Annotated in this window: 20 protein-coding genes; 8 read left to right on the forward strand and 12 right to left on the reverse strand. The window is 65.0% G+C overall.

The features are described 5' to 3' along the window. Positions 1 to 53 precede the first annotated feature (53 nt). The 7 genes from recG (at position 54) to ubiA (ending at position 7,459) form a co-directional block, all read left to right on the forward strand. Complete coding sequence (recG, locus tag ACZ9H4_RS05045; protein ID WP_476118377.1) at positions 54 to 2,468, forward strand: ATP-dependent DNA helicase RecG; 2,415 nt, start codon at positions 54 to 56, stop codon at positions 2,466 to 2,468. A gap of 133 nt (positions 2,469 to 2,601) precedes the next feature. Next, the gene (locus ACZ9H4_RS05050) at positions 2,602 to 3,561 is read left to right on the forward strand and encodes a LysR substrate-binding domain-containing protein (protein WP_168669736.1); all 960 of its coding nucleotides are present in this window, start codon (positions 2,602 to 2,604) and stop codon (positions 3,559 to 3,561) included. A 234-nt stretch (positions 3,562 to 3,795) separates the two neighbouring features. Continuing rightward, entirely contained in the window at positions 3,796 to 3,933 is a 138-nt protein-coding gene (locus tag ACZ9H4_RS05055) for a hypothetical protein (protein WP_408154713.1), read from the forward strand. 68 nt (positions 3,934 to 4,001) lie between these two features. Next, complete coding sequence (locus ACZ9H4_RS05060; RefSeq protein ID WP_476118378.1) at positions 4,002 to 5,456, forward strand: catalase; 1,455 nt, start codon at positions 4,002 to 4,004, stop codon at positions 5,454 to 5,456. An 81-nt stretch (positions 5,457 to 5,537) separates the two neighbouring features. Next, entirely contained in the window at positions 5,538 to 5,711 is a 174-nt protein-coding gene (locus ACZ9H4_RS05065) for a hypothetical protein (RefSeq protein ID WP_408143536.1), read from the forward strand. A 153-nt stretch (positions 5,712 to 5,864) separates the two neighbouring features. Further along, the gene (locus ACZ9H4_RS05070; RefSeq protein WP_408143538.1) at positions 5,865 to 6,359 is read left to right on the forward strand and encodes a Dps family protein; all 495 of its coding nucleotides are present in this window, start codon (positions 5,865 to 5,867) and stop codon (positions 6,357 to 6,359) included. 236 nt (positions 6,360 to 6,595) lie between these two features. Beyond that, positions 6,596 to 7,459, forward strand: a complete 864-nt coding sequence (ubiA, locus tag ACZ9H4_RS05075) for a 4-hydroxybenzoate octaprenyltransferase (protein ID WP_476118379.1) — start codon at positions 6,596 to 6,598, stop codon at positions 7,457 to 7,459. Positions 7,460 to 7,824: 365 nt separating this feature from the next. Here ubiA and proC read toward each other — a convergent pair whose 3' ends face one another. From proC to ACZ9H4_RS05105, 6 genes are all read right to left on the reverse strand, one after another. Next, a complete protein-coding gene (gene proC / locus ACZ9H4_RS05080; protein WP_476118380.1) occupies positions 7,825 to 8,640 on the reverse strand; it encodes a pyrroline-5-carboxylate reductase in 816 nt (271 codons plus the stop codon). A gap of 48 nt (positions 8,641 to 8,688) precedes the next feature. Further along, positions 8,689 to 9,387, reverse strand: a complete 699-nt coding sequence (locus tag ACZ9H4_RS05085) for a YggS family pyridoxal phosphate-dependent enzyme (RefSeq protein ID WP_476118381.1) — start codon at positions 9,385 to 9,387, stop codon at positions 8,689 to 8,691. Between the two features lie 39 nt (positions 9,388 to 9,426). Beyond that, positions 9,427 to 10,653 (reverse strand): glycolate oxidase subunit GlcF, encoded by a 1,227-nt coding sequence (gene glcF / locus ACZ9H4_RS05090; protein WP_476118382.1) that lies wholly within the window; start codon positions 10,651 to 10,653, stop codon positions 9,427 to 9,429. An 8-nt stretch (positions 10,654 to 10,661) separates the two neighbouring features. Beyond that, complete coding sequence (gene glcE, locus ACZ9H4_RS05095) at positions 10,662 to 11,750, reverse strand: glycolate oxidase subunit GlcE (protein ID WP_408143547.1); 1,089 nt, start codon at positions 11,748 to 11,750, stop codon at positions 10,662 to 10,664. Between the two features lie 140 nt (positions 11,751 to 11,890). Beyond that, on the reverse strand, positions 11,891 to 13,384 hold the full coding sequence (locus ACZ9H4_RS05100) for an FAD-linked oxidase C-terminal domain-containing protein (RefSeq protein WP_408325005.1): 1,494 nt from the start codon (positions 13,382 to 13,384) through the stop codon (positions 11,891 to 11,893). A 116-nt stretch (positions 13,385 to 13,500) separates the two neighbouring features. Beyond that, positions 13,501 to 14,916 (reverse strand): FAD-linked oxidase C-terminal domain-containing protein, encoded by a 1,416-nt coding sequence (locus ACZ9H4_RS05105; RefSeq protein WP_476118385.1) that lies wholly within the window; start codon positions 14,914 to 14,916, stop codon positions 13,501 to 13,503. Between the two features lie 568 nt (positions 14,917 to 15,484). On the opposite strand from ACZ9H4_RS05105, the gene ACZ9H4_RS05110 reads away from it, so the two are divergent. Then, on the forward strand, positions 15,485 to 16,039 hold the full coding sequence (locus tag ACZ9H4_RS05110; RefSeq protein WP_408143553.1) for a cob(I)yrinic acid a,c-diamide adenosyltransferase: 555 nt from the start codon (positions 15,485 to 15,487) through the stop codon (positions 16,037 to 16,039). A 62-nt stretch (positions 16,040 to 16,101) separates the two neighbouring features. Here ACZ9H4_RS05110 and ACZ9H4_RS05115 read toward each other — a convergent pair whose 3' ends face one another. The 6 genes from ACZ9H4_RS05115 to ACZ9H4_RS05140 all read right to left on the reverse strand — a co-directional run bounded on the left by ACZ9H4_RS05115 (position 16,102) and on the right by ACZ9H4_RS05140 (position 25,244). After that, the gene (locus ACZ9H4_RS05115; protein ID WP_408154724.1) at positions 16,102 to 16,434 is read right to left on the reverse strand and encodes a helix-turn-helix domain-containing protein; all 333 of its coding nucleotides are present in this window, start codon (positions 16,432 to 16,434) and stop codon (positions 16,102 to 16,104) included. A 3-nt stretch (positions 16,435 to 16,437) separates the two neighbouring features. After that, complete coding sequence (locus tag ACZ9H4_RS05120) at positions 16,438 to 16,776, reverse strand: type II toxin-antitoxin system RelE/ParE family toxin (RefSeq protein WP_121316577.1); 339 nt, start codon at positions 16,774 to 16,776, stop codon at positions 16,438 to 16,440. A 186-nt stretch (positions 16,777 to 16,962) separates the two neighbouring features. Next, positions 16,963 to 18,036: a 3-deoxy-7-phosphoheptulonate synthase AroG gene (gene aroG, locus ACZ9H4_RS05125; protein ID WP_408143559.1), complete on the reverse strand. Its 1,074-nt coding sequence runs from the start codon at positions 18,034 to 18,036 to the stop codon at positions 16,963 to 16,965. A gap of 417 nt (positions 18,037 to 18,453) precedes the next feature. After that, positions 18,454 to 19,920, reverse strand: coding sequence for a metalloprotease TldD (gene tldD / locus ACZ9H4_RS05130; protein WP_476118387.1), 1,467 nt, complete (start codon positions 19,918 to 19,920; stop codon positions 18,454 to 18,456). Positions 19,921 to 20,002: 82 nt separating this feature from the next. Continuing rightward, positions 20,003 to 20,866 carry a carbon-nitrogen hydrolase family protein gene (locus ACZ9H4_RS05135; RefSeq protein WP_476118388.1) on the reverse strand — a complete coding sequence of 288 codons (864 nt, stop codon included), beginning with the start codon at positions 20,864 to 20,866 and terminating at the stop codon, positions 20,003 to 20,005. A gap of 136 nt (positions 20,867 to 21,002) precedes the next feature. Then, on the reverse strand, positions 21,003 to 25,244 hold the full coding sequence (locus tag ACZ9H4_RS05140; protein WP_476118389.1) for a YhdP family protein: 4,242 nt from the start codon (positions 25,242 to 25,244) through the stop codon (positions 21,003 to 21,005). Between the last annotated feature and the right edge of the window lie 77 nt (positions 25,245 to 25,321).

Genomic DNA, 25,321 nt, shown 5'->3' on the forward strand with positions numbered 1-25,321 from the left:
ACCCGTCGGCGGCGAACCCTTTGACAGCCGATATTGTACTTGCGAAGCAGCCCATGCCTTTGTCCGACCGCCGTTTGCCCTCCGCTACCGATGAAGTGAGCGCCGAACCGAAGCGCCGCGTCGCGCGAGGCAACGCGGCGGAGCGGGTGAGCGAGGTGGGGGCGGGCGGGACGCTGGCGAGCGAAAAGGTCGTGTCGCAAGAGGGCCAGGCCGGCGACGAACCAGCCGCATCACCCGGCGCGACAGCACCGTTCGGCGCGGCCGACCCCTTCGGCGACAAGCCCGCCGGCACGTCCACGCCGAAGTCCGCCGCTAAACCTGCCGCTAAACCCGCCGGCAAGGCCGCCGCGAGGGGCGCCGAGAAAGGCGCCGATGAAGGCACGGAAAAACGCGCAACCAAGCCCCCCGTCAAAACCGCCGACAAGCTCGCCAAACTCGGCCTCACGCGCGCCATCGACCTTGTGCTGCATCTGCCGATGCGCTACGAAGACGAAACCTCGCTGACGCCGATCGGCCATCTACTGCCGGGCGGCATCGCGCAAACCGAAGGTGTGGTGTTTGACAACGAGATCGCCTATCGCCCGCGCCGTCAGTTGCTGGTGAAGCTGCACGACGACGCCGGCGACGAACTCGTCCTGCGCTTTCTGAACTTCTACGGCTCGCAGGTCAAGCAGATGGCGATCGGCGCGCGGCTGCGGGTGCGCGGCGACGTGCGTGGCGGCTTCTTCGGCATGGAGATGGTGCATCCGGCCGTGCGCGTGGTCGACGAGGACACGCCGCTGCCGCAGGCGCTGACGCCCGTCTACCCGAGCACTGCGGGCGTTACGCAGGCCTATCTGCGCAAGGCGATCGACAACGCCTTGTCGCGCACGTCGTTGCCGGAGTTGCTGCCCGAGCCGGTCGCGCGGGCGCACCTCCAGCCGCTTGGCGTGCCATCGCTGATGGATGCCGTGCGCACGCTGCACCATCCCGGCGTGCAGTCCGACGAGACCGCGCTGATCGACGGCACGCATCCGGCGTGGGTGCGCATCAAGTTCGAGGAGCTGCTCGCGCAACAGATGTCGCTCAAGCGCGCGCACGACGAGCGCCGCACCCGTGCCGCGCCCGCCATGCCGCGCCGCAAGCAGGGCGACGAGTCGGCCCTGGTGGCGCGTCTGCTGAAGGCGCTGCCGTTTTCGCTGACCAGGGCGCAGGAGCGCGTCGGCGGTGAGATCGCCCTCGATCTGACCCAGCCGCATCCGATGCAGCGGCTGCTGCAGGGCGACGTCGGCAGCGGCAAGACGATCGTCGCCGCGCTGGCCGCCGCGCAGGCCATCGACGCCGGCTATCAGGCCGCGCTGATGGCGCCGACCGAAATCCTCGCCGAACAGCACGCGCGCAAATTGCGCGGCTGGCTGGAGCCGCTCGGTGTGAGCGTCGCGTGGCTGGCGGGCAGTCTGAAGACCAAAGAGAAGCGCGCCGCGATCGAAGCCGCCGCGCTCGGCACCGCGCAACTCGTGATCGGCACGCACGCGATCATTCAGGACGCGGTGGAGTTCGCTCGCCTCGGGCTCGTGATCGTCGACGAGCAGCACCGCTTCGGCGTCGCGCAACGGCTCGCGCTGCGCGCCAAGGCGCTCAACGCCGCCGACGGCGCGCGCGACTTCCAGCCGCATCAGCTGATGATGTCCGCGACGCCGATTCCGCGCACGCTCGCGATGACCTACTACGCCGACCTCGACGTCTCGACCATCGACGAATTGCCGCCGGGCCGCACGCCGATCCTGACCAAGCTGGTTTCCGACGCACGGCGCGAGGAAGTGATCGGTCGGGTGCGCGAGGCGGCGCTGACCGGGCGTCAGGTGTACTGGGTGTGTCCGCTGATCGAGGAAAGCGAGACCTTGCAATTGCAGACCGCGGTGGAGACCTACGAGACGCTGGTGGCCGCGCTGCCCGAGCTGAAGGTCGGCCTCGTGCATGGACGCCTCGCCCCCGCCGAGAAGGCCGCGGTCATGGACGCGTTCACCCGCAACGAGGTGCAGCTGCTGGTCGCGACGACGGTGATCGAAGTGGGCGTCGACGTGCCGAATGCGTCGCTGATGGTGATCGAGCATGCGGAGCGCTTCGGCCTCGCCCAACTGCACCAGCTACGCGGACGGGTGGGGCGCGGCAGTGCTGCGTCGGTGTGCGTCCTGCTTTATACCGGGCCGTTGTCGATGACCGCGCGCGCGCGCCTGCAGACCATGCGCGAAACGACGGACGGCTTCGAGATCGCGCGGCGCGACCTCGAGATTCGTGGGCCGGGGGAGTTTCTGGGCGCGCGCCAGTCGGGCGCGGCGATGCTGCGGTTCGCCGATCTCGAAAACGACCAGTGGCTGATCGAACCCGCGCGCGAGGCGGCCGCGGTGTTGCTCGAACAGTATCCGGACGTGGTGCTGCAGCATCTGGCGCGGTGGCTCGGGGCGCGTGAGCACTATCTGAAAGCGTGAAGCGGCTTTGACTTCGATTGGAAAGCCGCTGCTGCACGGCTCGCGCGCCGGTCCCGAAACAAGAGGTGGCGAACCGACCCCATAGGGTGTATAACTAGAACCTATCGAATTCATTGCACTGATTGGTCCCCCAATGACGCTCACCGAATTGAAATACATCGTGGCGGTTGCCCGCGAGCGGCACTTCGGCCGGGCCGCCGAAGCGTGTTTCGTCAGCCAGCCGACGTTGTCGGTCGCTATCAAGAAGCTCGAAGACGAGCTGAATGTGCAGATCTTCGAGCGCGGCACCAGCGAGGTCAGCGTCACGCCGATCGGCGAACAGATCGTCACGCAGGCGCAACGTGTGCTCGAACAGACGCTCGCCATCAAGGAAATCGCCAAGCAGGGCAAGGACCCGCTGGTCGGGCCGCTGCGGCTCGGCGTGATCTATACGATCGGACCGTACCTGCTGCCCACGCTCGTCAAGCAGATGATCAAGCGCGTCCCGCAAATGCCCTTGATGCTGCAGGAAAATTACACGCTCAAGCTGATCGAACTGCTCAAACAGGGTGAAATCGACGTCGCCATCATGGCGTTGCCGTTTCCCGAAACCGGTTTGATGCTGCGCCCACTGTACGACGAGCCGTTCGTCGTCGCGCTGCCGTCGGGCCATGCGTGGGAAAACCGTCAGAAAATCGACGCCGACGACCTGAAGCAGGAAACCATGCTGCTGCTCGGCAGCGGCCATTGCTTCCGCGATCACGTGCTGGGCGTGTGCCCGGAACTGATGCGTTTTTCGCAGAACGCGGACGGTATCCAGAAGACCTTCGAAGGGTCGTCGCTGGAGACCATTCGCCATATGGTCGCGAGCGGCGTCGGGATCACCGTGCTGCCGCGCATGTCGGTGCATGAGGTCAAGCCGCACGCGGGCGGCATCGATGCGGGCCTGCTCAGCTATGTCGCGTTCGACGAGCCCGTGCCGGATCGCCGCGTCGTGCTCGCATGGCGCAAGAGCTTCACGCGCATGCCCGCGATCGACGCTATTTGCGACGCGATCAGCGCCTGCGACCTGCCGGGCGTCAAGAAGCTCGATCTGCCGGTCGCGGTCAACTAAGGTTCCAATCTCTTTCCTCTCTTTACCCGGTCGGCGCTTCTGGCCGACCGCCGGGACGGTGCACGCCTCGCATGCGCGCGGCAATCTTGCGCGCCGCAATCCCGCGCCTGCCTCAGGCCTGCGTTGCGCCTATTAAATAGATAAAATTAATCAAACACAAATATTTAATAGCGTTGATATAGTTTCCCCCACGGATCGCCCGATCCCTTATTCGATAAGGCCCAGGAGGAAATCATGATGCAACCGAACCCGCAGCAAATTCACGCGCTTGTCGCCCAACCGGCTGCGACAGCCGTCCGCGCGACAACTTCGGCGCCGAGCATGCGCACCGTCGCGTTGTCGTTGCTGGTCGATCGGGCCTTGTCCGCTTGACGCAGCGGCTTGCGGCATCCATGCCGCGTCTGTCCCCCCTCTTTCAATAAGAATCACAGGAGTTACCCATGTCCGAACGCAAGCTCACCAATGCTGCCGGCGCACCGATCGCCGACAACCAGAATTCGATGACCGCCGGCCCGCGCGGCCCGGTCGTGCTGCAAGACGTCTGGCTGCTCGAAAAGCTCGCTCACTTCGACCGCGAAGTGATTCCCGAGCGCCGCGTTCACGCCAAGGGTTCGGGCGCATTCGGTACGCTGAAGGTCACGCACGACATCTCGCGCTACACGAAGGCGAACGTGTTCGCGGCAGTCGGCAAGGAAACGCCGCTTTTCATGCGCTTTTCGACGGTGGCGGGCGAGCGCGGCGCGGCCGACGCCGAGCGGGACGTGCGCGGTTTCTCGATCAAGTTCTACACCGAAGAGGGCAACTGGGACGTGGTCGGCAATAACACGCCGGTGTTCTTCATCCGTGATCCGCTGAAGTTTCCGGACTTCATCCACACGCAGAAGCGTGACCCGTACACCAACATGCGCAGCAACGTCGCCGCGTGGGACTTCTGGTCGCGTCATCCGGAGTCGCTGCATCAGGTGACGATTCTGATGAGCGACCGCGGCATTCCGAAGAGCTATCGGCAGATGCATGGCTTCGGATCGCACACTTACTCGTTCATCAACGCGAACAACGAGCGCTTCTGGGTCAAGTTCCACTTCAAGTCGATGCAAGGTGTCGAGAACTTCACCGATGCCGAAGCGGCGCAGGTGGTCGCGCAGGACCGTGAAAGCGCGCAGCGCGATCTGGTCGGCAACATCGATGCGGGCAACTTCCCAGCATGGCGCTTCGCGATTCAGGTGATGCCGGAAGCGGACGCGGCGAACTATCGCTTCAATCCGTTCGACGTCACGAAGGTGTGGTCGCAGAAGGACTATCCACTGATCGACGTGGGCACGATCGAGCTGAACCGCAACGCGGCGAACTATTTCGCGGACGTCGAGCAAGCCGCATTCACGCCGGCGAATGTGGTGCCGGGTATCGGCTTTTCGCCGGACCGTCTGTTGCAAGGGCGCCTGTTCTCGTACGGCGACACGCAGCGCTATCGCCTCGGTGTCAATCACCATCAGATTCCGGTGAATGCGCCGCGCGTGCCGAGCCCGCATTCGTTCCATCGCGACGGCGCGCTGCGCACGGACGGCAACCTCGGCGGCAACGTGAACTACGAGCCGAACCGTTTCGGCGACTTCGCGCAGGACGCGAACGCGTCCGAGCCGCCACTCGCGGCGGGCGCCGTGGATCGCTACGATCATCGCGCGGACGACGACTACTACACGCAGCCGGGCATGCTGTTCGCGCTGTTCGACGCGGCCCAGCGCCAGCGTCTGTTCGGCAACATCGCGCGTCACATCAACGGTGTGCCGCAGGATATCGTCGCGCGTCAGATCGAGCATTTCCGCCGCGCCGACGCGGCCTATGCGGAAGGCGTGAGCGCCGCGCTGGCCGAACTGGCGGAAAGCGGCAAGAAATAAGCAACGTGAGTTGAAGCAAGGCAGCAAAGCGGGGCGCAGCGGCGTCCCGCCGGTATCGATACGAATCGCGGGAGTTCGATCATGATTCAGACGATGATGGCCACGCCTGGCGGTTCGCCGGCAGCACGAGGCGTACAACGGCAGCAGACACTTACGCGGGCATCCAGCGTGCGCAAGGCAACCGGGTTCGCGATCGTGGCGAGCGGCTGGGCGGTGCTCGTCGCGCAGGCGCTGCAACACATGCTGGGCGGTTGATCGCAGTCAGCCCGTCAAAGCGGCAAGTGGCCACGTGTCACGCGAACGCAGCAGATTTCCAGGCTAAACTGTCGAGCGTTCGATGTTTCGCGTTTGCCTTGCGCAAACCGTCACTTTGCCGACCGGTTCGTATCACTCTTCGAAGGAGTCATCATGGCCAAGAAAGAAGCCGCAGCCGTACAGCATGTCAATATCGGGATCAGCGATAAAGATCGCAAGAAGATTGCAGAAGGTCTGTCGCGTTTGCTCGCCGACACCTACACGTTGTACCTGAAGACCCACAACTTCCACTGGAACGTGACGGGTCCGATGTTCAACACGCTGCACCTGATGTTCGAAACGCAATACAACGAACTGGCGCTGGCCGTCGATTCGATCGCTGAACGGATTCGCGCGCTGGGCGTGCATGCGCCGGGCAGCTACAAGGATTTCGCGAAGCTGTCGTCGATTCCGGAAGCGGACGGCGTGCCGGCCGCGGAAGAAATGATCCGCCAGCTGGTGGAAGGCCAGGAAGCCGTGGTGCGCACCGCACGCGCGATTTTCCCGTCGACGGAAGCCGCCAACGACGAGCCGACCGCCGACCTGCTGACGCAACGCATGCAAACGCACGAAAAGACCGCGTGGATGCTGCGCTCGATGCTCGCTTGAGCGTCGCGGCTGCCGCGCGAGCGAGCCGCTCCTCTCAGGCGCCGACGTTGCGCTGCTTGCACTGAAATGGCACAAAGCCTCCCTTCGCGGGAGGCTTTGTTTTTTTCGCTACCGTTCAGCGAGCCGCACGGATGGCCAGGCTTTTCCGCGTGCGCCCGCGCGAAATCTGTCACTCGCGCGCATCCCGTAAAATAGCCGCAACGTCTCCGCACTTCACCGACTCCACCGATTTCGCCATGTTCGCCCGACTTCCCCTCTATCTGCGCCTCGTGCGCATGGACAAGCCGATCGGCAGCCTGCTGCTGCTGTGGCCGACACTCAACGCGCTGTGGATCGCGTCCGACGGACATCCGTCCTGGCCGCTGCTGGTGATCTTCACGGTGGGCACGGTGCTGATGCGCTCGGCGGGCTGCGCGATCAACGACTATGCGGATCGTGATTTCGACCGCTATGTGAAGCGCACTGAAAATCGGCCGATCACGTCGGGCAAGATCAAGGCGTGGGAAGCGGTGGCGCTGGCGGCCGGGTTGTCGCTGCTCGCGTTTCTGTTGATCCTGCCGCTGAACATGCTGACCAAGGAGCTTTCGGTGGCGGCGCTGTTCGTCGCCGGTTCGTATCCGTTCACCAAGCGGTTCTTCGCGATTCCGCAGGCGTATCTCGGCATCGCGTTCGGCTTCGGCATTCCGATGGCGTTCGCCGCGATTCAGGATCACGTGCCGATGCTCGCGTGGGTGATGCTGCTCGCCAACGTGTTCTGGTCGGTCGCGTACGACACCGAATATGCGATGGTCGATCGCGACGACGACATCAAGATCGGCATCCGCACGTCGGCGCTCACGTTCGGCCGCTTCGACGTGGCCGCGATCATGCTGTGCTATGCGGTGACGCTCGGGATTTACGTCGGCATCGGTGTGATGCACGGTTTCGGCGCGCTGTACTGGGTGGGTTGGGCCGCGGCGACGGCCTGCGCGATCTATCACTACACGCTGATCCGCAACCGCGAGCGGATGGCGTGCTTCGCCGCGTTCCGGCATAACAACTGGCTAGGCGGCGCGTTGTTTGCCGGGATCGCCGCGCATTACGCGGCGGCTTCGTTTTGATTCTTGCCGCGCGTCCGCAGTGCAGTATTTTGGTTCCGCGTGTAGCGTGCGCCGCAGAGAGTTCCGGCGGAGTCGCCAGTGGACTGTAGCGGACTGCCAGCAATGGGCTGCGTGATGGAGCGAAGCGCTGCGTCTTTTTAATTCCGCAGTGCTTCGTTCTCGCTCTTCCTGCAGGTAAGCGCGGCCGCTTCGCCAACTCGCGAGCGGTGCCCGACGGCGTACTTCCTTTCTCGTCAGCCATAAGCGTTGGCAAACACGGTGCAGCTAAAGCCTGGTCAATCGCGGCTCTAACCGCGGTGCCGCTAAAGCTTGGTCAAACGCGGCAGCCCACCAGGCTGCCGCTAACGCACCACCATCAAGCGCGCTTACTGCTTGCCGAACTCCTCGCCCATTTCCTTCGCACGCGCATCGGCGGCGAGCGCGCCGCGCACGATCGCGTCCTTGATGCCGCTCGCGTCGAACGACGTCAGCGCTGCGGCGGTCGTACCGCCCTTCGAAGTCACGCGCTCGCGCAGCACGCTCGGCGGCTCGTCCGAATTCGCCGCCAGTTGCGCCGCGCCGGTGAAGGTCGCGACGGCCAACGCGCGGCCCTGCGCTTCATCCATGCCGAGCTGGCGCGCGGCTTCCTGCAGCGCTTCGATGAAATAGAACACGTAGGCCGGACCGCTGCCCGAGATCGCGGTGACGGCGTCGATTTTCGCTTCGTCGTCGAACCAGACGGTTTCGCCGACCGCGCCGAGCACCTGCGACGCGAGCGCGCGGCCCGCTTCGTCGACGCTGCCGGTCGCGACGAGGCCCGTCACGCCCATGCCGATCAGCGCTGGCGTATTCGGCATCACGCGCACGATGCGGCCGTGGCCGTTCAGCCAGCGCGACATGTCGCCCATGCGAATACCCGCGACGATGCTGATCGCCAGTTGCGACGCCTTCAGATGCGGCGCCAGCGCTTCAGCGACGCTCTTCAGGATCTGCGGCTTCACCGCCAGCACGACCGCGTCGTACCCGGCGAGCGCGGCGTCCGCGCCCGCACCGGTGCGGATGCCGAACTGCTGCTCATTGCGCTTGCGCGCGTCTTCGTTGGGATCGATCGCGTAGAGGTCCGCAGGCGCGACGCCGCGCTTGATGAGGCCGCCGATCAACGCCGCAGCCATGTTGCCGCCGCCGATAAAAGCAATTTTCATGATGGTCCGAATGAGTTTCGGTGAAGAGCCTGGACAGGCCCGGAAAGGTCAGTGAGCGTAATCCCGCGCGCCGAAGATCGCGGTGCCGACTCGCACGATTGTCGCGCCTTCGAGCACGGCTGCTTCGAGGTCACTCGACATGCCCATCGACAGCGTGTCGAGTTCGAGTCCGTCGTCGCGCAGACGCTCGAACAACTCGCGCAGCTGTCGATGGGGCGCGCGTTGCGCATCGATATCGCCCGCTGGTTCGGGAATCGACATCAGCCCGCGCAAATTCAGTTTGGGCAGCGCGGCGATTTCCTGCGCGACTTCGACCGCTTCGGCAATGCCGACGCCGCTCTTGGATGCCTCGCCGCTGACGTTGACCTGCAGGCACACGTTCAGCGGCGGCAGATGGTCAGGGCGCTGCTCGGACAGACGCTGCGCGATCTTCAGGCGATCGACCGAATGTACCCAGTCGAAATGTTCGGCGACCGGCCGCGTCTTGTTCGATTGCAAGGGGCCGATGAAATGCCATTCGAGCGACGCGCGCAGATCGGCGAGCGACTCGATCTTGGCGAGCGCCTCCTGCACGTAGTTCTCGCCGAACCCGCGCTGGCCGGCAGCGTGAACCGCGCGCACGTCTTCGGCGGGGAAGGTCTTCGAGACCGCGAGCAGCGTCACCGAACGCGCATCGCGTCCGGCCGAGTGCGTGGCCGCGGCGATGCGCTGCCGCACCGCTTCGAGGTTGTGAATCAGATCGGGCATGGAACGTAACCGGTGGTTCAGCGAAAAGCGATGACCCGATTATACGGACAGCATGTGCTCGACCAATTCAATCCAATGCGCGACCGGCGTCGATGTGCCGCTTTGCAGATGCGCGATGCAGCCGACGTTCGCCGATACGATCACCTGCGGCTCCTGCGCCTGCAGCCGTTCGAGCTTCTGATCGCGCAGTGCGTACGACAGCTTCGGCTGCGTCAGCGAGTAGGTGCCGGCCGAGCCGCAGCAAAGATGACTATCGGCGGGCAGGCGCACTTCGACGCCGAGCGCGGTGAGCAGATGCTCGACCTTGCCGCGCACCTGCTGGCCATGCTGCAGCGTGCAGGGCGGATGGAACGCCACCGTATGCACCGAGCGGCGGCGCGTGACGGCGGTGAGCGCTTCCTCGAACTCGGGCAGGATCTCCGAAATGTCGCGCGTCAATTCGACGATGCGGCGCGCCTTCTCCGCATAGGCCGGATCGTGGCGCAGCAGGTGCGCGTATTCCTTGACCGTCGCGCCGCAGCCGGACGCGTTCATCACGATCGCCTCCGCACCCTGTTCGACGTACGGCCACCATGCGTCGATATTGGCGCGCAGGTCGTCGAGCGCTTCGTCGTTGTAGCCCAGATGCAAGCGGATCGCGCCGCAGCAGCCGGCGTCGGGCGCGATCACCGTTTCGACGCCGAGCGCATCGAGCACGCGCGCCGTGGCGATGTTCACGTTCGGCATCATCGACGGTTGCACGCAACCCGCGAGCATCAGCATCTTGCGCTCATGTTTCGCGGTGGGCCATTCGAGCGGTCGCTGGCGTGCGGGCACCTTGTCGCGCAGTTTCTTCGGCAGCACGCGGCGAAAGTGCTGGCCCAGGCGCATGGTCGGCGTGAAGATCGCGCTGTTCGGGACGACGCTCGCCAGCAGCCGCCGCACCAGGCGCTGACCGAGCGGGCGCGTGACTTTTTCTTCGGTGAGCTTGCGGCCGATTTCCACCAGCCGGCCGTATTGCACGCCGGACGGGCAGGTCGTTTCGCAATTGCGGCAGGTCAGGCACCGGTCGAGGTGAAGCTGGGTACTGCGCGTGACCGGCGCGCCTTCGACCATCTGCTTGATCAGGTAGATGCGCCCGCGCGGGCCATCGAGTTCGTCGCCGAGCAACTGGTAGGTCGGGCAGGTGGCCGTGCAGAAACCGCAATGCACGCAATTGCGCAGGATGGCGTCGGCTTCGTCGCCATCGGGCGTATTGCGAATGAAGTCCGCGAGGTTGGTTTGCATCGCGTCGCTCAGAAGTCGGGGTAGAGACGGCCGCGATTGAAGATGCGGGCCGGGTCGAAAGCGCTTTTCAGGCCGCGATGGATTTTCATCAGCGGCGCGGGCAGCGGTGTGAACACGCCGGCGCTGCGGTCGTAACCGTGGCCAGTGCGGAAGATCGTGGCATGACCGCCGGCCTGTTTCGCGCTGATGCGCACGGTTTGTGCGTCGGTGTCGGTGATCCACCAGCGCTGGCCGCCGCCCCATTCCATCAGTTGCGCGCCGGGCAGTTGCAAAGGTTCGGTGATCGACGGCAGCGCGAGACGCCAGAGCGCGGCCTTCGGCGGAATGGCCGCGAAGAACGAGTCGGTCTGCTCGCGCAGGCCGGCCCAGAAACGCTCCGCTTCGACCGCATCGACGACTTCGCCGCCGAGCGACGTGCGCGCCGACTTGACCGCCGCTTCGGCGCCCGCGAGGCGCACGGCGAGCGTGCCGTGACGCCACGCGCTCGCGGTGATCGGCAGCGGACGGCCGCCCCATTCGTTCAGCTTACGGACCGCGTCAGTGCCGTTCATGTCGAACTTGAGCGTGGCTTCGGCCTGCGGCAGCGGCAGCACCTTGATCGACAATTCGAGGATCAGGCCGAGCGTGCCGAGCGAGCCGGCCATCAGACGCGAAACGTCGTAACCGGCGACGTTTTTTACCACCTGGCCGCCGAAATGCAGTTTCTGGCCTTGGCCGTTCATGATGACCGCACCGAGCACGAAGTCACGCGCCGCGCCTGCGGCAGGGCGGCGCGGCCCGGCGATGCCGGCCGCGATGCAGCCGCCGAAGGTGGCCTGCGGGCCGAAGTGCGGCGGCTCGAAGGCAAGCATCTGATCGTGTTCGGCGAGCGCGGCTTCGATCTCCAGCAGGGGCGTGCCCGCGCGCGCGGTGATGACCAGCTCCGCCGGATCGTACGCGATGATGCCGCGATAAGCGCGCGTGTCGAGGATGTCACCTTCCAGCGTCTGACCATACCAGTCTTTGGTGCCGCCGCCACGGATGCGCAACGCGCGTCCCTCGGCGCTGGCCGAACGCACGCGTTCCGACCATACGGCGACGATGTCGTCCTCTTCCATGGTGTCCTGCTTCGTTGTGTTTCGTTTGATTGTACCGGGCGGGGGCTCGCTGGCAACCAGGAGCGGACCCGCATCGGGTAATCTGGGTCGGGGACCGGGAAGCGCCGCCGCAGCGGCGTGGCTATGCGCTTTGCTTACCGCTAGAAGCGCGGTAGCTCGGGGTGAGGCAGCAAGCCGCCGCGCACGTGCATCTTGCCGTATTCGGCGCAGCGCGCTCGCGTGGGAATGCCCTTGTCCGGATTGAGCAGGCCGGGCGCGTCGAAGGCGCGCTTGACCGCGTGGAACGTGTCGCGCTCTTCGGGCGAAAACTGCACGCACATCGAGTTGATCTTCTCGATGCCGACGCCATGCTCGCCCGTCACCGTGCCGCCCAGTTCGACGCACGCTTCGAGGATATCGGACCCGAACGCCTCGGCGCGGTGCCACTCGTCCTGGTCGTTGCCGTTAAAGAGGATCAGCGGATGCATGTTGCCGTCGCCCGCATGGAAGACGTTGATGCAGCGCAGGCGGTAGGTCTGCTCCATCGCTTCGATGCGCGCGAGCAGCGGTCCGATACTGCGGCGCGGCACGGTGCCGTCCATGCAGTAGTAGTCCGGGGAGATGCGGCCGGCGGCCGGAAACGCGTTCTTGCGGCCGGACCAGAAGCGCAGCCGCTCCGCCTCTGACCGCGAAATCTGGATGCGCGTCGCGCCCTGTTCGCGCAGGACCGCGGTCATGCGCACGATTTCGTCGGCGACCTCCTCGGGCGTGCCGTCCGACTCGCACAGCAGGATCGCCGCCGCGTCGAGATCGTAGCCCGCTTTGACGAATTCCTCGACGGCGCGCGTGGCCGGTTTGTCCATCATCTCGAGGCCCGCCGGAATGATGCCCGCCGCGATGATGCAGGCGACCGCTTCGCCGCCTTTCACGACGTCGTCGAAACTGGCCATGATGACCTGTGCCATTTGCGGCTTCGGGATCAGTTTGACGGTGACTTCGGTGACGATCGCAAACATGCCCTCGCTGCCGATCAGTACCGCGAGCAGATCGAGACCAGGCGCGTCCGGTGCGAGCGAGCCGAATTCGACGATCTCGCCTTCCATCGTCACCGCGCGCACGCGCAGCACGTTGTGCACGGTGAGGCCGTACTTGAGGCAATGCACGCCGCCGGAATTTTCCGAAACGTTGCCGCCGATCGTGCAGGCGATCTGCGACGACGGGTCCGGCGCGTAGTACAGGCCGTACGGCGCCGCGGCTTCGGAGATCGACAGATTGCGCACGCCCGGTTGCACGGTGGCGGTTCGCGCGTACGAATCGACTTCGACGATTTTTCTGAAGCGCGCAAGCGACACCACGACGCCGTGACGGATCGGCATTGCGCCGCCGGACAGGCCGGTGCCCGCGCCGCGCGGCACGATCGGCACGTCGAGCCGGTGGCAGATCTGCACGATGCGCTGCACCTGCGATTCCGTCTCCGGCAACGCGACCGCGAGCGGTAGACGCCGGTATGCGGCGAGGCCGTCGCATTCGTAGGCGACGGTGTCTTCCTCGCGATACAGCAGACAGTGGGTCGGCAACACGGCCATCAGCGCCTGCACGACTTCGCGCTGGCGCTGGGCGAGTACTTCAGCCGTCAGTTCAGCGGGTGCGTTCATGTGACTTGTCTCCTCGTGCCTTTCGCCAAACTTGCTCTTGCTTCGAGCTGCTTTGCTTCGACGCCGGCGCAGCGGCTCATGCAATGCGGCCGCGCCCGACAATGCCTAGGCCGTGCCTAGGCTGCCCAGGAGAAGATCTTGCCCGGGTTCATCAGGTTGTGCGGATCGAGTGCGTGCTTGATCGAGCGCATCGTATCGACGGCGACGTCGCCGTGTTCTTCGAGCAGAAAGCCCATCTTGTGCAGGCCGACGCCGTGCTCGCCGGTACAGGTGCCGTCCATGCGCAGCGCGCGTTGCACGATGCGATGGTTCAGACGCTCGGCTTCCGCAAGTTCTTCGGGCTTGTTCGGATCGATCAGGATCGCGACGTGGAAGTTGCCGTCGCCGACATGGCCGACGATCGGGCAGGGCAGCGGCGACGCTTTCAGGTCCTGCTCCGTTTCCATCACGCATTCGGCGAGACGCGAGATCGGCACGCAGACGTCGGTCGTGACGGCACGGCAGCCGGGCTTCAGTTGCAGCATCGCGAAATAGGCGTTGTGACGCGCGTTCCACAGGCGGCTGCGGTCTTCCGGGCGTGTCGCCCATTCGAAACCTTCACCGGCATTCTGCGCGGCGATCTCCTGGACCAGTTCGGCCTGCTCCTTCACGCTGGCTTCGGTGCCGTGAAATTCGAAGAACAGCGTGGGCGCTTCGCGCAGCGTCAGATTCGAATGGCGGTTGATCGAGCGGATCGCGAGCGCGTCGACGAATTCGACGCGCGCGATCGGCACGCCGATCTGGATCGTTTCGATGACCGCGCGCACCGCATCGCCCATCGACGCAAAGGCGCACACCGCGGCCGAGACCGCTTCCGGCTGCGGATACAGACGCACGGTGATTTCGGTGATCACGCCGAGCGTGCCTTCCGAGCCGACGAACAGACGCGTCAGGTCGTAACCCGCCGACGACTTGCGCGCCCGCGTGCCGGTCTTGATCACGCGGCCATCGGCCAGCACGACGGTCAGGCCGAGCACGTTCTCGCGCATCGTGCCGTAGCGCACGGCGTTGGTGCCTGACGCGCGCGTGGCCGACATGCCGCCGATGCTCGCGTCCGCACCCGGGTCGATCGGAAAGAAGAGGCCGGTGTCGCGCAGCGCTTCGTTCAACTGCTTGCGCGAAATGCCGGGCTCGACGGTGACGGTGAGGTCTTCGGCGTTGATCGACAGCACGCGGTTCATTTCCGACAGATCGATCGACACGCCGCCTTGTACGGCGAGCAGATGTCCTTCGAGCGACGAACCGTTGCCGTATGGAATGATCGGCACGTTGTACTGGCCGCACAGTTTGACCGCGGCTTGTACGTCTTCGGTCGTGCGCGCGAAGACGACGGCGTCAGGCAGTTGGGGGTCGAACGGCGATTCGTCGCGGCCGTGGTGGGCACGCACGGCTTCGGCGACCGACACGCGCTCGCCGAAGGTCGCCTTGAGCGCATCGAGCAGCTCGGCGGGAAAAGGCCGGCGCAGCGGTGCCGGCGGTACGGGATGATTCACGCATGTCTCCTGTGTCGACCGGACTTAGCGCTTTAGCGCTTAGTCCGGTCCCATGCAAAAGCAGTCGACCGGACTTAGCGCTTTAGCGCTTAGTCCGGTCCCATGCAAAAGCGGTCGACCGGACTTAGCGCTTTAGCGCTTAGTCCGGTCCCATGCAAAGCGGTCGACCGGAGTTGGCGCTTTAGCGCTTAGTCCGGTCCCATGCAAAGCGGTCGACCGGAGTTGGCGCTTTAGCGCTTAGTCCGGCCCCATGCAATGCGGTCGACCGGCGCTAACGCTTTAGCGCCTACCCCAGTCCCATGCAACGCGGTCGACCGGCGTTCGCGCAAAGCACCAACTCCGCTCCCATGAAAAACGACTGCCGATATTTCGGGCGCAGCCTGTTTGCAGCAAGTACTTCATTTTACGCCGATCGTCCGCGGGGCGGCGTCAGGACGCCCACCGCTCCTATAATGGCGGCGACTTCACGATGCGCGCAATATGGATAAACGCGATGGCCAGCCGGCCGTTTTGCGTTGAGCCGTGCCATTTGCATGGACGCATCGCCACTGAAAGGATGGGAGACATCATGGGCAACCGCTTGAGCAAGATCGCGACCCGCACGGGCGACGACGGCACCACCGGACTGGGCGACGGCCGCCGCGTACGTAAGGACAGCGCGCGCATTGCCGCGATTGGCGACCTCGACGAACTCAATTCGAACCTCGGCGTGCTGTTGTGCGAAACGCTGCCTGACAGGGTGCGTGCGGCGCTGGTCGCGATCCAGCATGATCTGTTCGATCTCGGCGGCGAACTCTGCATTCCCGGTCACACGATAATCACCGACCGGCATCTCGCCCAACTCGACGACTGGCTCGCCGACTACAACGCGGCATTGCCGCCGCTGAAGGAGTTCATTCTGCCGGGCGGCTCGCGCTCGGCGGCGCTTGCGCATGTGTGCCGTACCGTTTGCCGCCGTGCCGAGCGGGCGATCGTGGCATTGGGAGAACACGAGCCGATCAACGCTGCGCCGCGTCAATACGTGAACCGGCTATCGGACCTGCTGTTCGTGCTCGCGCGCGTGCTCAATCGCGCTGACGGTGGCACGGACGTGCTGTGGCAGCACGATCGCAACGCGAGCTAGCGTGCGGACAGGTGCTTCCCTGGACGCCGCAACGGCTATGCCCGGCGGACAAGCGGCGCGCGTTAGCCGACGGCCAGCGTAACCGGCTTGCCGATACGGCTCATCATTTCGACTAGCGTGTCGATGGTGAACTTGGCGGTTTTCTTGTTGACCACGTCGGAGACGCGCGGACGCGACACCATGAGAATCTCGGCGGCCTCGGCCTGCTTCAGATGGTGTTGTTCGATCCAGCTGGAGAGCTCGGTCATCAATTGCTCTTTCAGCAACCGTGTGTCGTTGATCTGTTTTTGCGATGCGGCATGCAGGCGCTTCGCCTCGTCGGCGGAAAAGCCCAGTTCGAGGAACAGATTCGCACCGGGCCGGGTCACGTGACGAATTTTCGTGTCGATCGTCATTTGCTAAGTTTTCCTATTGTTGATGATGGCGCGGTAACGCGTTTCGGCAATCTTCCTGTCATGCGGCTCCAGCTTCTGCGTTTTCTTCTGGAAGCAATGCAGCACATACAGCGCTTCGACGTACTTGGTCACATACATCACGCGAAAAATGCCGTCAGGATCCCTGATGCGGATTTCGCGAGTTCCGGCGCCGATCGAGTCGAACGGCTTCCAGTCGTCAGGGTCGAGCCCCGCCTGGATCTTGCCGAGCTGAAATCCCGCGCGACGACGTGGTTCTTCGGGAAAGGCGAGTAAATCGCGATAGCTGGACCCTAACCAGCGAATTTCTTTTTCCTGCTCCATAGTCGCCTTTCATGTACAAAATTTTATACTCAATGCTCCACCCGGTCAAGTCGTCCGCGACCCGGCGATGAGCTGTTACGGTACAGAGGCGGTATATGAAGCACCATTCGGCCGTTCGGCCAAAAAAAAGCCCGGCTCGACGAGCCGGGCTTTCTACGAATCTGCCTGAAGCAGCGTGGCAGCGCTTTAGTTGCCGCTGCCGCGCGCGACGCGCCGTTGCTTGACCGCCTCGGCGAGACCTTCGAGTACAGTGACGCTTTCGTCCCAGCCGATGCACGCATCGGTGATGCTCTGGCCGTACGTCAGCGCGCAGCCTTCCTGCAAATCCTGGCGGCCTGCCACCAGGTGCGACTCCACCATCACGCCGACAATCCGTTCGTCGCCCGAAGCAATCTGGCGGCCGATATCCGCGCACACCGGAATCTGGTTCTCGTGCTTCTTCGAGCTATTCGCGTGGCTCGCATCGATCATCAGGCGCGCCGCGAGACCGGCCTTGCCGATGTCCGCGCAAGCGGCGTTGACGCTGTCCGCGTCGTAATTCGGCGTCTTGCCGCCGCGCAGGATGATGTGGCAGTCCTCATTGCCGGCCGTCGACACGATCGCCGAGTGACCGCCCTTGGTGACCGACAGGAAATGGTGCGGCTGCGACGCGGCCTTGATCGCGTCGACCGCGATCTTGACGTTGCCGTCCGTGCCGTTCTTGAAGCCGACCGGGCACGACAGTCCCGACGCCAGTTCGCGATGCACCTGCGACTCGGTGGTGCGTGCGCCGATCGCCCCCCACGAGATCAGATCGGCGATGTATTGCGGGCTGATCATGTCGAGGTATTCGGTGCCGGCCGGCAGGCCCAGTTCGTTGATGCGCAACAGCAGTTCGCGCGCGGCGCGCAGGCCGTCGTTGATCTTGAAGCTGTTGTCCATGTGCGGGTCGTTGATGAGACCCTTCCAGCCGACCGTCGTGCGCGGCTTTTCGAAGTACACGCGCATCACGATTTCGAGTTCGCCGGCGAAGCGCTTGCGCTGCTCGATCAGGCGCCCGGCGTATTCCATCGCCGCCTTCGGATCGTGAATCGAACACGGCCCGATGATCACGATCAGCCGGTCTTCCATGCCATGCAGAATCCGGTGCATCGCGTTGCGCGAGTTGTAGATCACGTCGGACACCGTTTCGTCGCAGGCGAATTCGCGGATCAGGTGAGCGGGCGGCGTGAGTTCTTTCAATTCGCGAATGCGGACATCGTCGGTGTTGTGCGGGGGCATGTTGTTCTCCTGAATCGGTTCGTAGCGTGTTCGCGCGGGCAACGAAGGCTGTGATGAGGCAGCGATGCCAGAGCGGACGACAATCAAAAAATGTTCAACGACAAAGTTCTAGATGCGGTTTGAACTGCGGTTGCAGATCTGTGAGGCGAAAAAAAACCGCCAGACTTAGCTGGCGGTTTTTCGGGAATTCTCGGTGTCCTGCGTGCACTAACACCCCTCTCGATCCGCCAGCGGTCTGAGATACCAAAAAAAGTAAAAGTAAAACTTGGCGGACATGGCGAAATGAGGTCGCTGGTCAAAAAGAGTGAGTGACTTTATAACCCGCTCAAGCTCGGATGACAAGCATAAGGGTATAAAAATGCGGAAAACCCGCATACTTCGCGCGTTGCATGCACGAAGTATGCGTTTGCTGGGGAGTCAGGCCGTGCCGCCCACCGTCATCCGGTCGATGCGCAGCGTCGGCTGGCCGACGCCCACCGGCACGCTCTGGCCTTCCTTGCCGCACACGCCGACGCCCGAATCGAGCTTCATGTCGTTGCCGATCATGCTGACGTACTTCAGCGATTCCGGACCGCTGCCGATCAGCGTCGCGCCCTTGACCGGGTACGTGATCTTGCCGTTTTCGATCATGTACGCCTCGGAGGCCGAGAACACAAACTTGCCGTTCGTGATGTCGACCTGGCCACCGCCGAAGTTCACCGCGTACAAGCCGTTCTTCACCGACGCGAGAATTTCCTGCGGGTCCTTGTCGCCGTTGAGCATGTACGTGTTGGTCATGCGCGGCATCGGCAGCGCCGCGTACGACTCGCGGCGCGCGTTGCCGGTGACCGGCATCTTCATCAGACGCGCGTTCAGCGTGTCCTGGATGTAGCCCTTCAGGATACCGTCCTCGATCAGCGTCGTGCACTGGGTCGGGTTGCCTTCGTCGTCGATATTGAGCGAGCCGCGGCGGTTCGGCAGCGTGCCGTCGTCGACCACGGTCACGCCCTTGGCGGCAACCTGTTCGCCGATACGTCCTGCAAATGCCGACGAACCCTTGCGGTTGAAGTCGCCTTCGAGGCCGTGGCCGATCGCTTCGTGCAGCAGCACGCCGGGCCAGCCCGGTCCGAGCACGACGGTCATCGCGCCGGCCGGCGCAGGACGCGCGTCGAGGTTGACGAGCGCCGCATGCACCGCGTCGTCGACATAGCGCGTCAGCACTTCGTCGGTGAAATAGCCGTAATCGAAACGGCCGCCGCCGCCGCCGCTGCCGATTTCGCGGCGGCCGTTCTGCTCGGCGATCACCGTGACCGACACGCGCACGAGCGGGCGAATGTCAGCCGCGAAGCCGCCGTCGCTGCGCGCGACCAGCACCACGTCGTATTCGCCGGCGAGGCCCGCCATCACCTGCTGGATGCGCGGATCGCGGCCACGCGCCATCTGTTCGATGCGCTCGAGCAGCTTGACCTTGGCGGTCGCGTCGAGCGAATGGAGCGGGTCGGACGGCAGGTACAGATCGCGCCCGGCGATGCCGGTGAGCGACGTGGCTGCCTTGATCTTCTGCTTGCCGCCGCCCGCCTTGGCAATCGAACGGGTGGCGAGCGCCGCCTGACGAATCGCTTCGGGCGACAGATCGTCCGAATAAGCGAAAGCGGTGCGGTCGCCCGACACGGCGCGCACGCCGACGCCCTGGTCGATGCTGAAGCTGCCCGATTTCACGATGCCTTCTTCGAGACTCCACGCTTCGCTGCGCGTGTACTGGAAGTACAGATCCGCGTAGTCGATCTTGTGCGTGAAGATTTCGGCGAGCGTGCGGGTGAGCAGGGATTCGTCGAGACCGTAGGGCGTCAGGAGGATGTCCTTGGCGGTGGCGAGATTACGGATACCGGGTTCGATGATGTTCATGCGAAGTATGTTCTGCTCGATAGGAGTCGGTTAGCGCCGGAGCCACTATATGCGTGACCGGCGCCGCAGTTTCAATGTCGTTTCAGCTGAGCACGCGATGACGCCAGGCGGGCAAACTCTGTCGCACTTCGTCGATGCGAGCACGCTCGAGATTGCCGGCGACCACGCCGGCCCCTTCGTCGCGCACTGCGACGATGTCGCCCCATGGGTCGATCAGCATGCTGTGGCCCCAGGTACGGCGGCCGTTCTCATGTTTACCGCCTTGCGCCGCGGCCAGCACGTAACACTGGTTTTCGACCGCCCGGGCGCGCAGCAGCGTTTCCCAATGCGCGCGGCCGGTGGTGTAGGTGAAGGCGGACGGCACCACGATCAGCGCGCAATCGCCCATGCGCCGGTACAGCTCCGGAAAGCGCAGATCGTAGCAGACCGACAGGCCCACGCGGCCGAACGGCGCCTCGAAGCTGCGGACCTCGTCGCCGGGGCAGATGGTGCGCGCCTCGTCGAACGATTCTTCGCCCTTCTCGAAGTTGAACAGATGAATCTTGTCATAGCGCGCGGCTTCGTTGCCTTGCGGGTCGAACACCAGCGTGGTGTTCAGTACGCGCGATGCTTCCGGCGCGGTAATCGGCAGCGTACCGCCGATCAGCCAGATCTGGTGGCGGCAGGCGGCATCGGCGAGAAAACGCTGGATCGGGCCGTCCTTGTAGGGCTCGCGCACGGCCAGTTTGTCCGTGTCCTTGAAGCCCATGAAGCAGAAGTATTCGGGCAGCAGCACGAGTTGCGCGCCGTCGGCGGCGGCTTCGGCGATCAGGCGCTGCGCTTCGGCCAGATTGCGTTCGCGATCCGGCGTGCTCACCATCTGCAGCGCGGAGATCCGGAAGGTGCTTGGCGGGGAACCGCTGGACGCCGCGGTGGACGAGGGGGGAAAGACGTGTGTTTCGCTCATGAGCGTTTCGAAAAACTCCCGGCAAGGCGGCGGCGCGAACTGCTGCGCCGCTTACGTCGTTCAGGGCTGGCTGGGGCCGCCGCCGCGGCACTGGGCGCTCGGCCGGCCATAAAAGCAACCGGAGGCCGGATAAAACTCAGTGCGCTTCAACGGTCGAAGCCGGAACGTCCATATTACCGCGATCGCCCGTCACCCGCTCGACGTGCGGTTTCGACCACGAACCGGTGATCGCGTACTCGCGCGCGAACACGTGCGAGACCGAGTGGGTAAGCGCCAGATCGGCCACTAGCGCGCCCAGCCCGAAGAACGGATTAATGACCGCCGCGGCGATCACCCCGGCGCCCATGCTCACGGTCGGCGTGACGTGGAGATGCATGTCCTGGGACTTCTGCGCGAGATCGACTGTGCCCGTCATGTCGACGCGCGCCGGCGCGGTCACCATCCTGAAGTTGTCCGTTCGGCCGATGCCGTTGTGAATCTGCGCGGTAGCGGTGACGCTGGAAAACGGCAGCCCTTCGCCGATCACGTCGCGGAAATCCAGCGTCGCGATACGCGCGAGGCTTTGCAGGCTGAGCACGCCCAGCAGCGTGGCGACGCCCGGGTCGATCTTGAGGATCTGGCCGTGGTGCAGGTCTGCCGCCAGATTGCCGTTGAGCGTCGGAAAGTCGATCACGGCCGGGGCGCCGAGCCATGCCAGCTTGCCCGACAGCGAGCCCGTGCCGCCCTTGATGGTGCGCGGCAGGCCGAAGCGCTCGATCAGCGCACCGGCGTCCTTGATGTCGAGCTTGAAATCGAACACGGTGCGGCGCGGCGTGGTTTCGTCGGCGGCGGCGCCCAGTTCCGTCGAAGTGCGCCAATTCGCGGTGGCGGTCAGCGTGGCGGCGGGATTCGTGATGTCGAGCTTGTCGAGCTGCCAGACCGGCACGCCGTCTTCCTCGAAGTTGTGCGCGTCGACTTCGAGCCGGCCGACGTTGCGCTCGCGCACGATCAGCTCGTTGACCACCAGATCGATCGACGGCATGTTCTGCGCGGGCGCCGACATCGCCGGGCCGAGCAGGTCCTTGTCCTCGACCGACGGAATCACGACGCGCGCAAAGCGCGCCTGCAGGGCGCCCGGCGATCCGCGAGTGGCGCCCGGCAGCCACGACACGTGGCCGGAGACCTGGTTCGACGCGATGTTCGCCTGCCATTTGCCGTCCGCATGCGACGCGCCGACGATCACGTCGTCCCAGTGGCGCTTGAGCAGCGTCAGGGTATCGATGTGCAGCGCGAAGCGGTTCGGCAGGAATTGCGTGGCGGCCGGATTCGGCGCAGCGGGCGGTGTGGCCGCCACAGGGGCGGGCGCAGTGGGCGCAATGGGCGGGTTCCCCGGCGGGGAGTTCGAAGCGGTGCTCTGGGTGCGCATCTGCGTGACGAGCGCGCGCCACGCGTCGGCGTCGAACGCCGGCAGGTCGACGGCGGCAACCACGCCTTCGGACGGCAGATCGGCGGGCTTGTTCACGCCGATCGCGCCGCGCACGACCGTCGGCATCGCTTTCGGTTGATAGCGCAGCAGATACGCGGCGGCGATCGGGCCGAAGGTCAGGTCGGCGCGTTCCAGACCGGCTTCGCCCGGCGCCGCGGACGGGTTGACGGCGAAGTGCAGCGGCATCGGCGCGCCGGCCGGCTTGTCGAACGGCGCCGGGAAGTCGAGCGCGAGCCCGGTCAGATCGGAGTTCGCGGTCACTTCCGGCAAGCTGCCCTTGGCGCCGCGCACGTTCAGCGCGTAGGGTGCCGTGCCGCTCAGGCGCGTCAGCACCTGCGCGGCCGGACCATGCAGATCGAGGCCGCGCGCCGCGTCGACGGCGATATGGCCGTCGAGCGCCAGCGCGTACATGCCGTTCTGCCGCAGCCCGCCGTTGGCATGCACATCGCCGCCGAGGAACTGTGCGGAGAGCCGGTCGACCTGGGCCGTCCGCTCGGTGAAACGCACCCGGCCGTTCAGTTGCGACAACGGCGGTACGTGCGGCACGCTCAGCCGGTTGTTCAGGAAGCCGACCGCGCCTTCCACGCCGATATGCGGTTTCGGCGTGCGCGGCACCGTCAGCTTGAGTGCGAGCGACGCGGGCCCTTCGGCGCGAATCTTTTCGGTCTGGTGCCGCGCCATGATGCCGAGCGAGCTGCCGTTCACGTAGTCGAGCATGTCGGCGAGCGGCCCGCGCCCATTACCCTGGATGACGAGATTCGAGCCACGGTTGCCGAGGTCGTCGATCTTGCCGTTGACGCCGGTCAGCGCAACGCGCCTGTACCGCCCGCGGGCGATGTCGAAGCGCATCACGTTCTGCTTGAGTTCGAACACGCCGTCGATGCCGTCGAGCGGCGGCCACACGTTCGGCGTGCCGTTGCGCATATTGCGCGGCGGGTAGGGCGAAGGATCGAACTTGCCGCCCTTGAAAGGCGCGACGATATGGAAGATGCCGGCGTCGGGATCCCGCGAGTACGGGAACTTGGTCAGGTCGCCGTGCACTTCGATCGTCGCGCCCTGCGAGATGCCCGCCTGCAGCCCGTGGCCCAGATAGATGCGCAGCTTTTCGCTGATGCTGGTCGGCAGATAGCGGGTGATGCGCGTCACCTGGGCGCGCTGGAAGTCGGCCTTCAGATCGAGCGAGCCGCGGCCGTGACCGGGGTTGCTGTAGCTGGCGCTCGCGGTGGCCGCGACGTCTGCGTTCGAGACAGCGAAATCGGCCACCTTCACTGCGAATCCCGGGCGGTTCTCGCCGGGCGCCTTCGGCGTGATGGTCCAGTCGGCGCGGCCATGCAGACGGTCGAGCTTCAGGCGCGGATCGTCGAACACGCCCGGCAGCGTGATGGCCACGTTGGACGTGTCGAGACGCGCGGTGCCGTGGTTTTCGTCGGCGTCGACGCTGCCCCACAGATTTTCGATGCCGGGTATGCCCGCGCGCGGGTGATTGCGCGCGGTGAGTCCCGGCGGCGGTTCCTGGGCGGCCACGCTGATGCCCTGCAGATCGCCCTTGAAGCGATAACGCTCGATCGGCTCCGCACCGGTCGCGTGCCGATCGCCGCCCACTTCGCCCGTCTCCGGCTTGCCGCGCTCGACTTCGATCACGTAGTTGGCCATCAGGCCGCGCGGATTGAAGCGCACCAGGTTGTTCAGCAGACGCTGCGGCAGCGGCAGCGCGCGGCTGAATTCCGCGAGGATGCCCAGGTCGACGCGGTCGCCGGCGACGCTCACGAGTTGCCCGTGCTGCTGCGACGCCGTCCGGTAGCGGCCGTCGAGCGCCGCGAACTGGAGCGTGCGGGTGAGCGGCGTGCCGTCGTCGAGCGGCGGCTGACCGAGCTCGGCGCGCAGGTCGGTGAGTTGCAGCCGGTAGTCGCCCTGCTGGGCGACGTCGAGGCGCCACGAGAAATGAGCGACCGGCAGCAGCAGCTTGGGCTGCGTCGGACGCACCCGCAGCGCGACGTCGGCGCCGGTCAGCTTGCCGCTCGCCGTCTTCATGCGGCCCTCGGAGAAGTCGGCCCAGATCGCGTTGTCGATGCGGCCGGCGAACGTCTCGATCGGGAAATCGATGTAGCGCGCGAGCGTCGGCAGATCGACCGGGCCCGTCGACATGTACACCTGCCCGGTCCAGTTGATCGGCTTGCCCATCGCGCTGAGCGGCGCGTGCCTGAAATGCGTGCGGAAGTCGATCGGGCCGTGCAGCACCTGGCCGTCCGCGGGCGCCTGCAGCGCGAGCCGATGGCCGTAGCCGTCGTTCAGAATCGCGATGCGGATGTCGCGCAGCGCGAGTTCCGGCGCGGTGTGTTGCGCATCGCGCCAGCGCAGCACGCCGCCGCGCAGCACGATCGCCTGCTGGCGCAGCAGCCAGGTGGAGAGCGTGTCGTTGCCGCTATGACGGGTCGGCACCGGCACGCCCGCGACCGACAGCACGCCGTCGGCATTGCGCGAGACCAGCACGTCGGGTTGATCGACGATCAGGCTGGAGAGCGCCGGATGAAACTGCCAGAGCGATCGCCACGACAGCGTGGCGGTGGCGTGCGGAATCGTCAGCGCGGGTTTGCCTTCGTGATCGCGGATCACGAGATTGGTCACGTCGACGCCCGGCTGAAAACCGCTCCAATGCGGCGCCAGCTTGCCGATGGTGAACTGCGTGCGCAGCTTCTCGGAAACGACCGCTTCGATGCGCGGGCGGAACGAGTCGATACGCGGCAGCACGACGTAGCGCAAGCCGAGAAACAGGGCCGTGGCGATGAAGTAGAGGACCAGCGCGATGACGAGGACGACGCGCAAAGTCCGACGCAGCACGATGTGGTCGTGTCCGCTCACAGGTCCGACCTGCCCGGGTTCGTGCTGCTCGGCGGATTCGTTTCGCTCGGACATGCTGCGGCGGGTGGGCGATATGGTAGTTTTGCGAATTAACGACGAAATGTAACACACGGCAAAGGGTCAGCGGACTT

It is taken from the genome of Paraburkholderia sp. TE9906 (assembly GCF_056279605.1).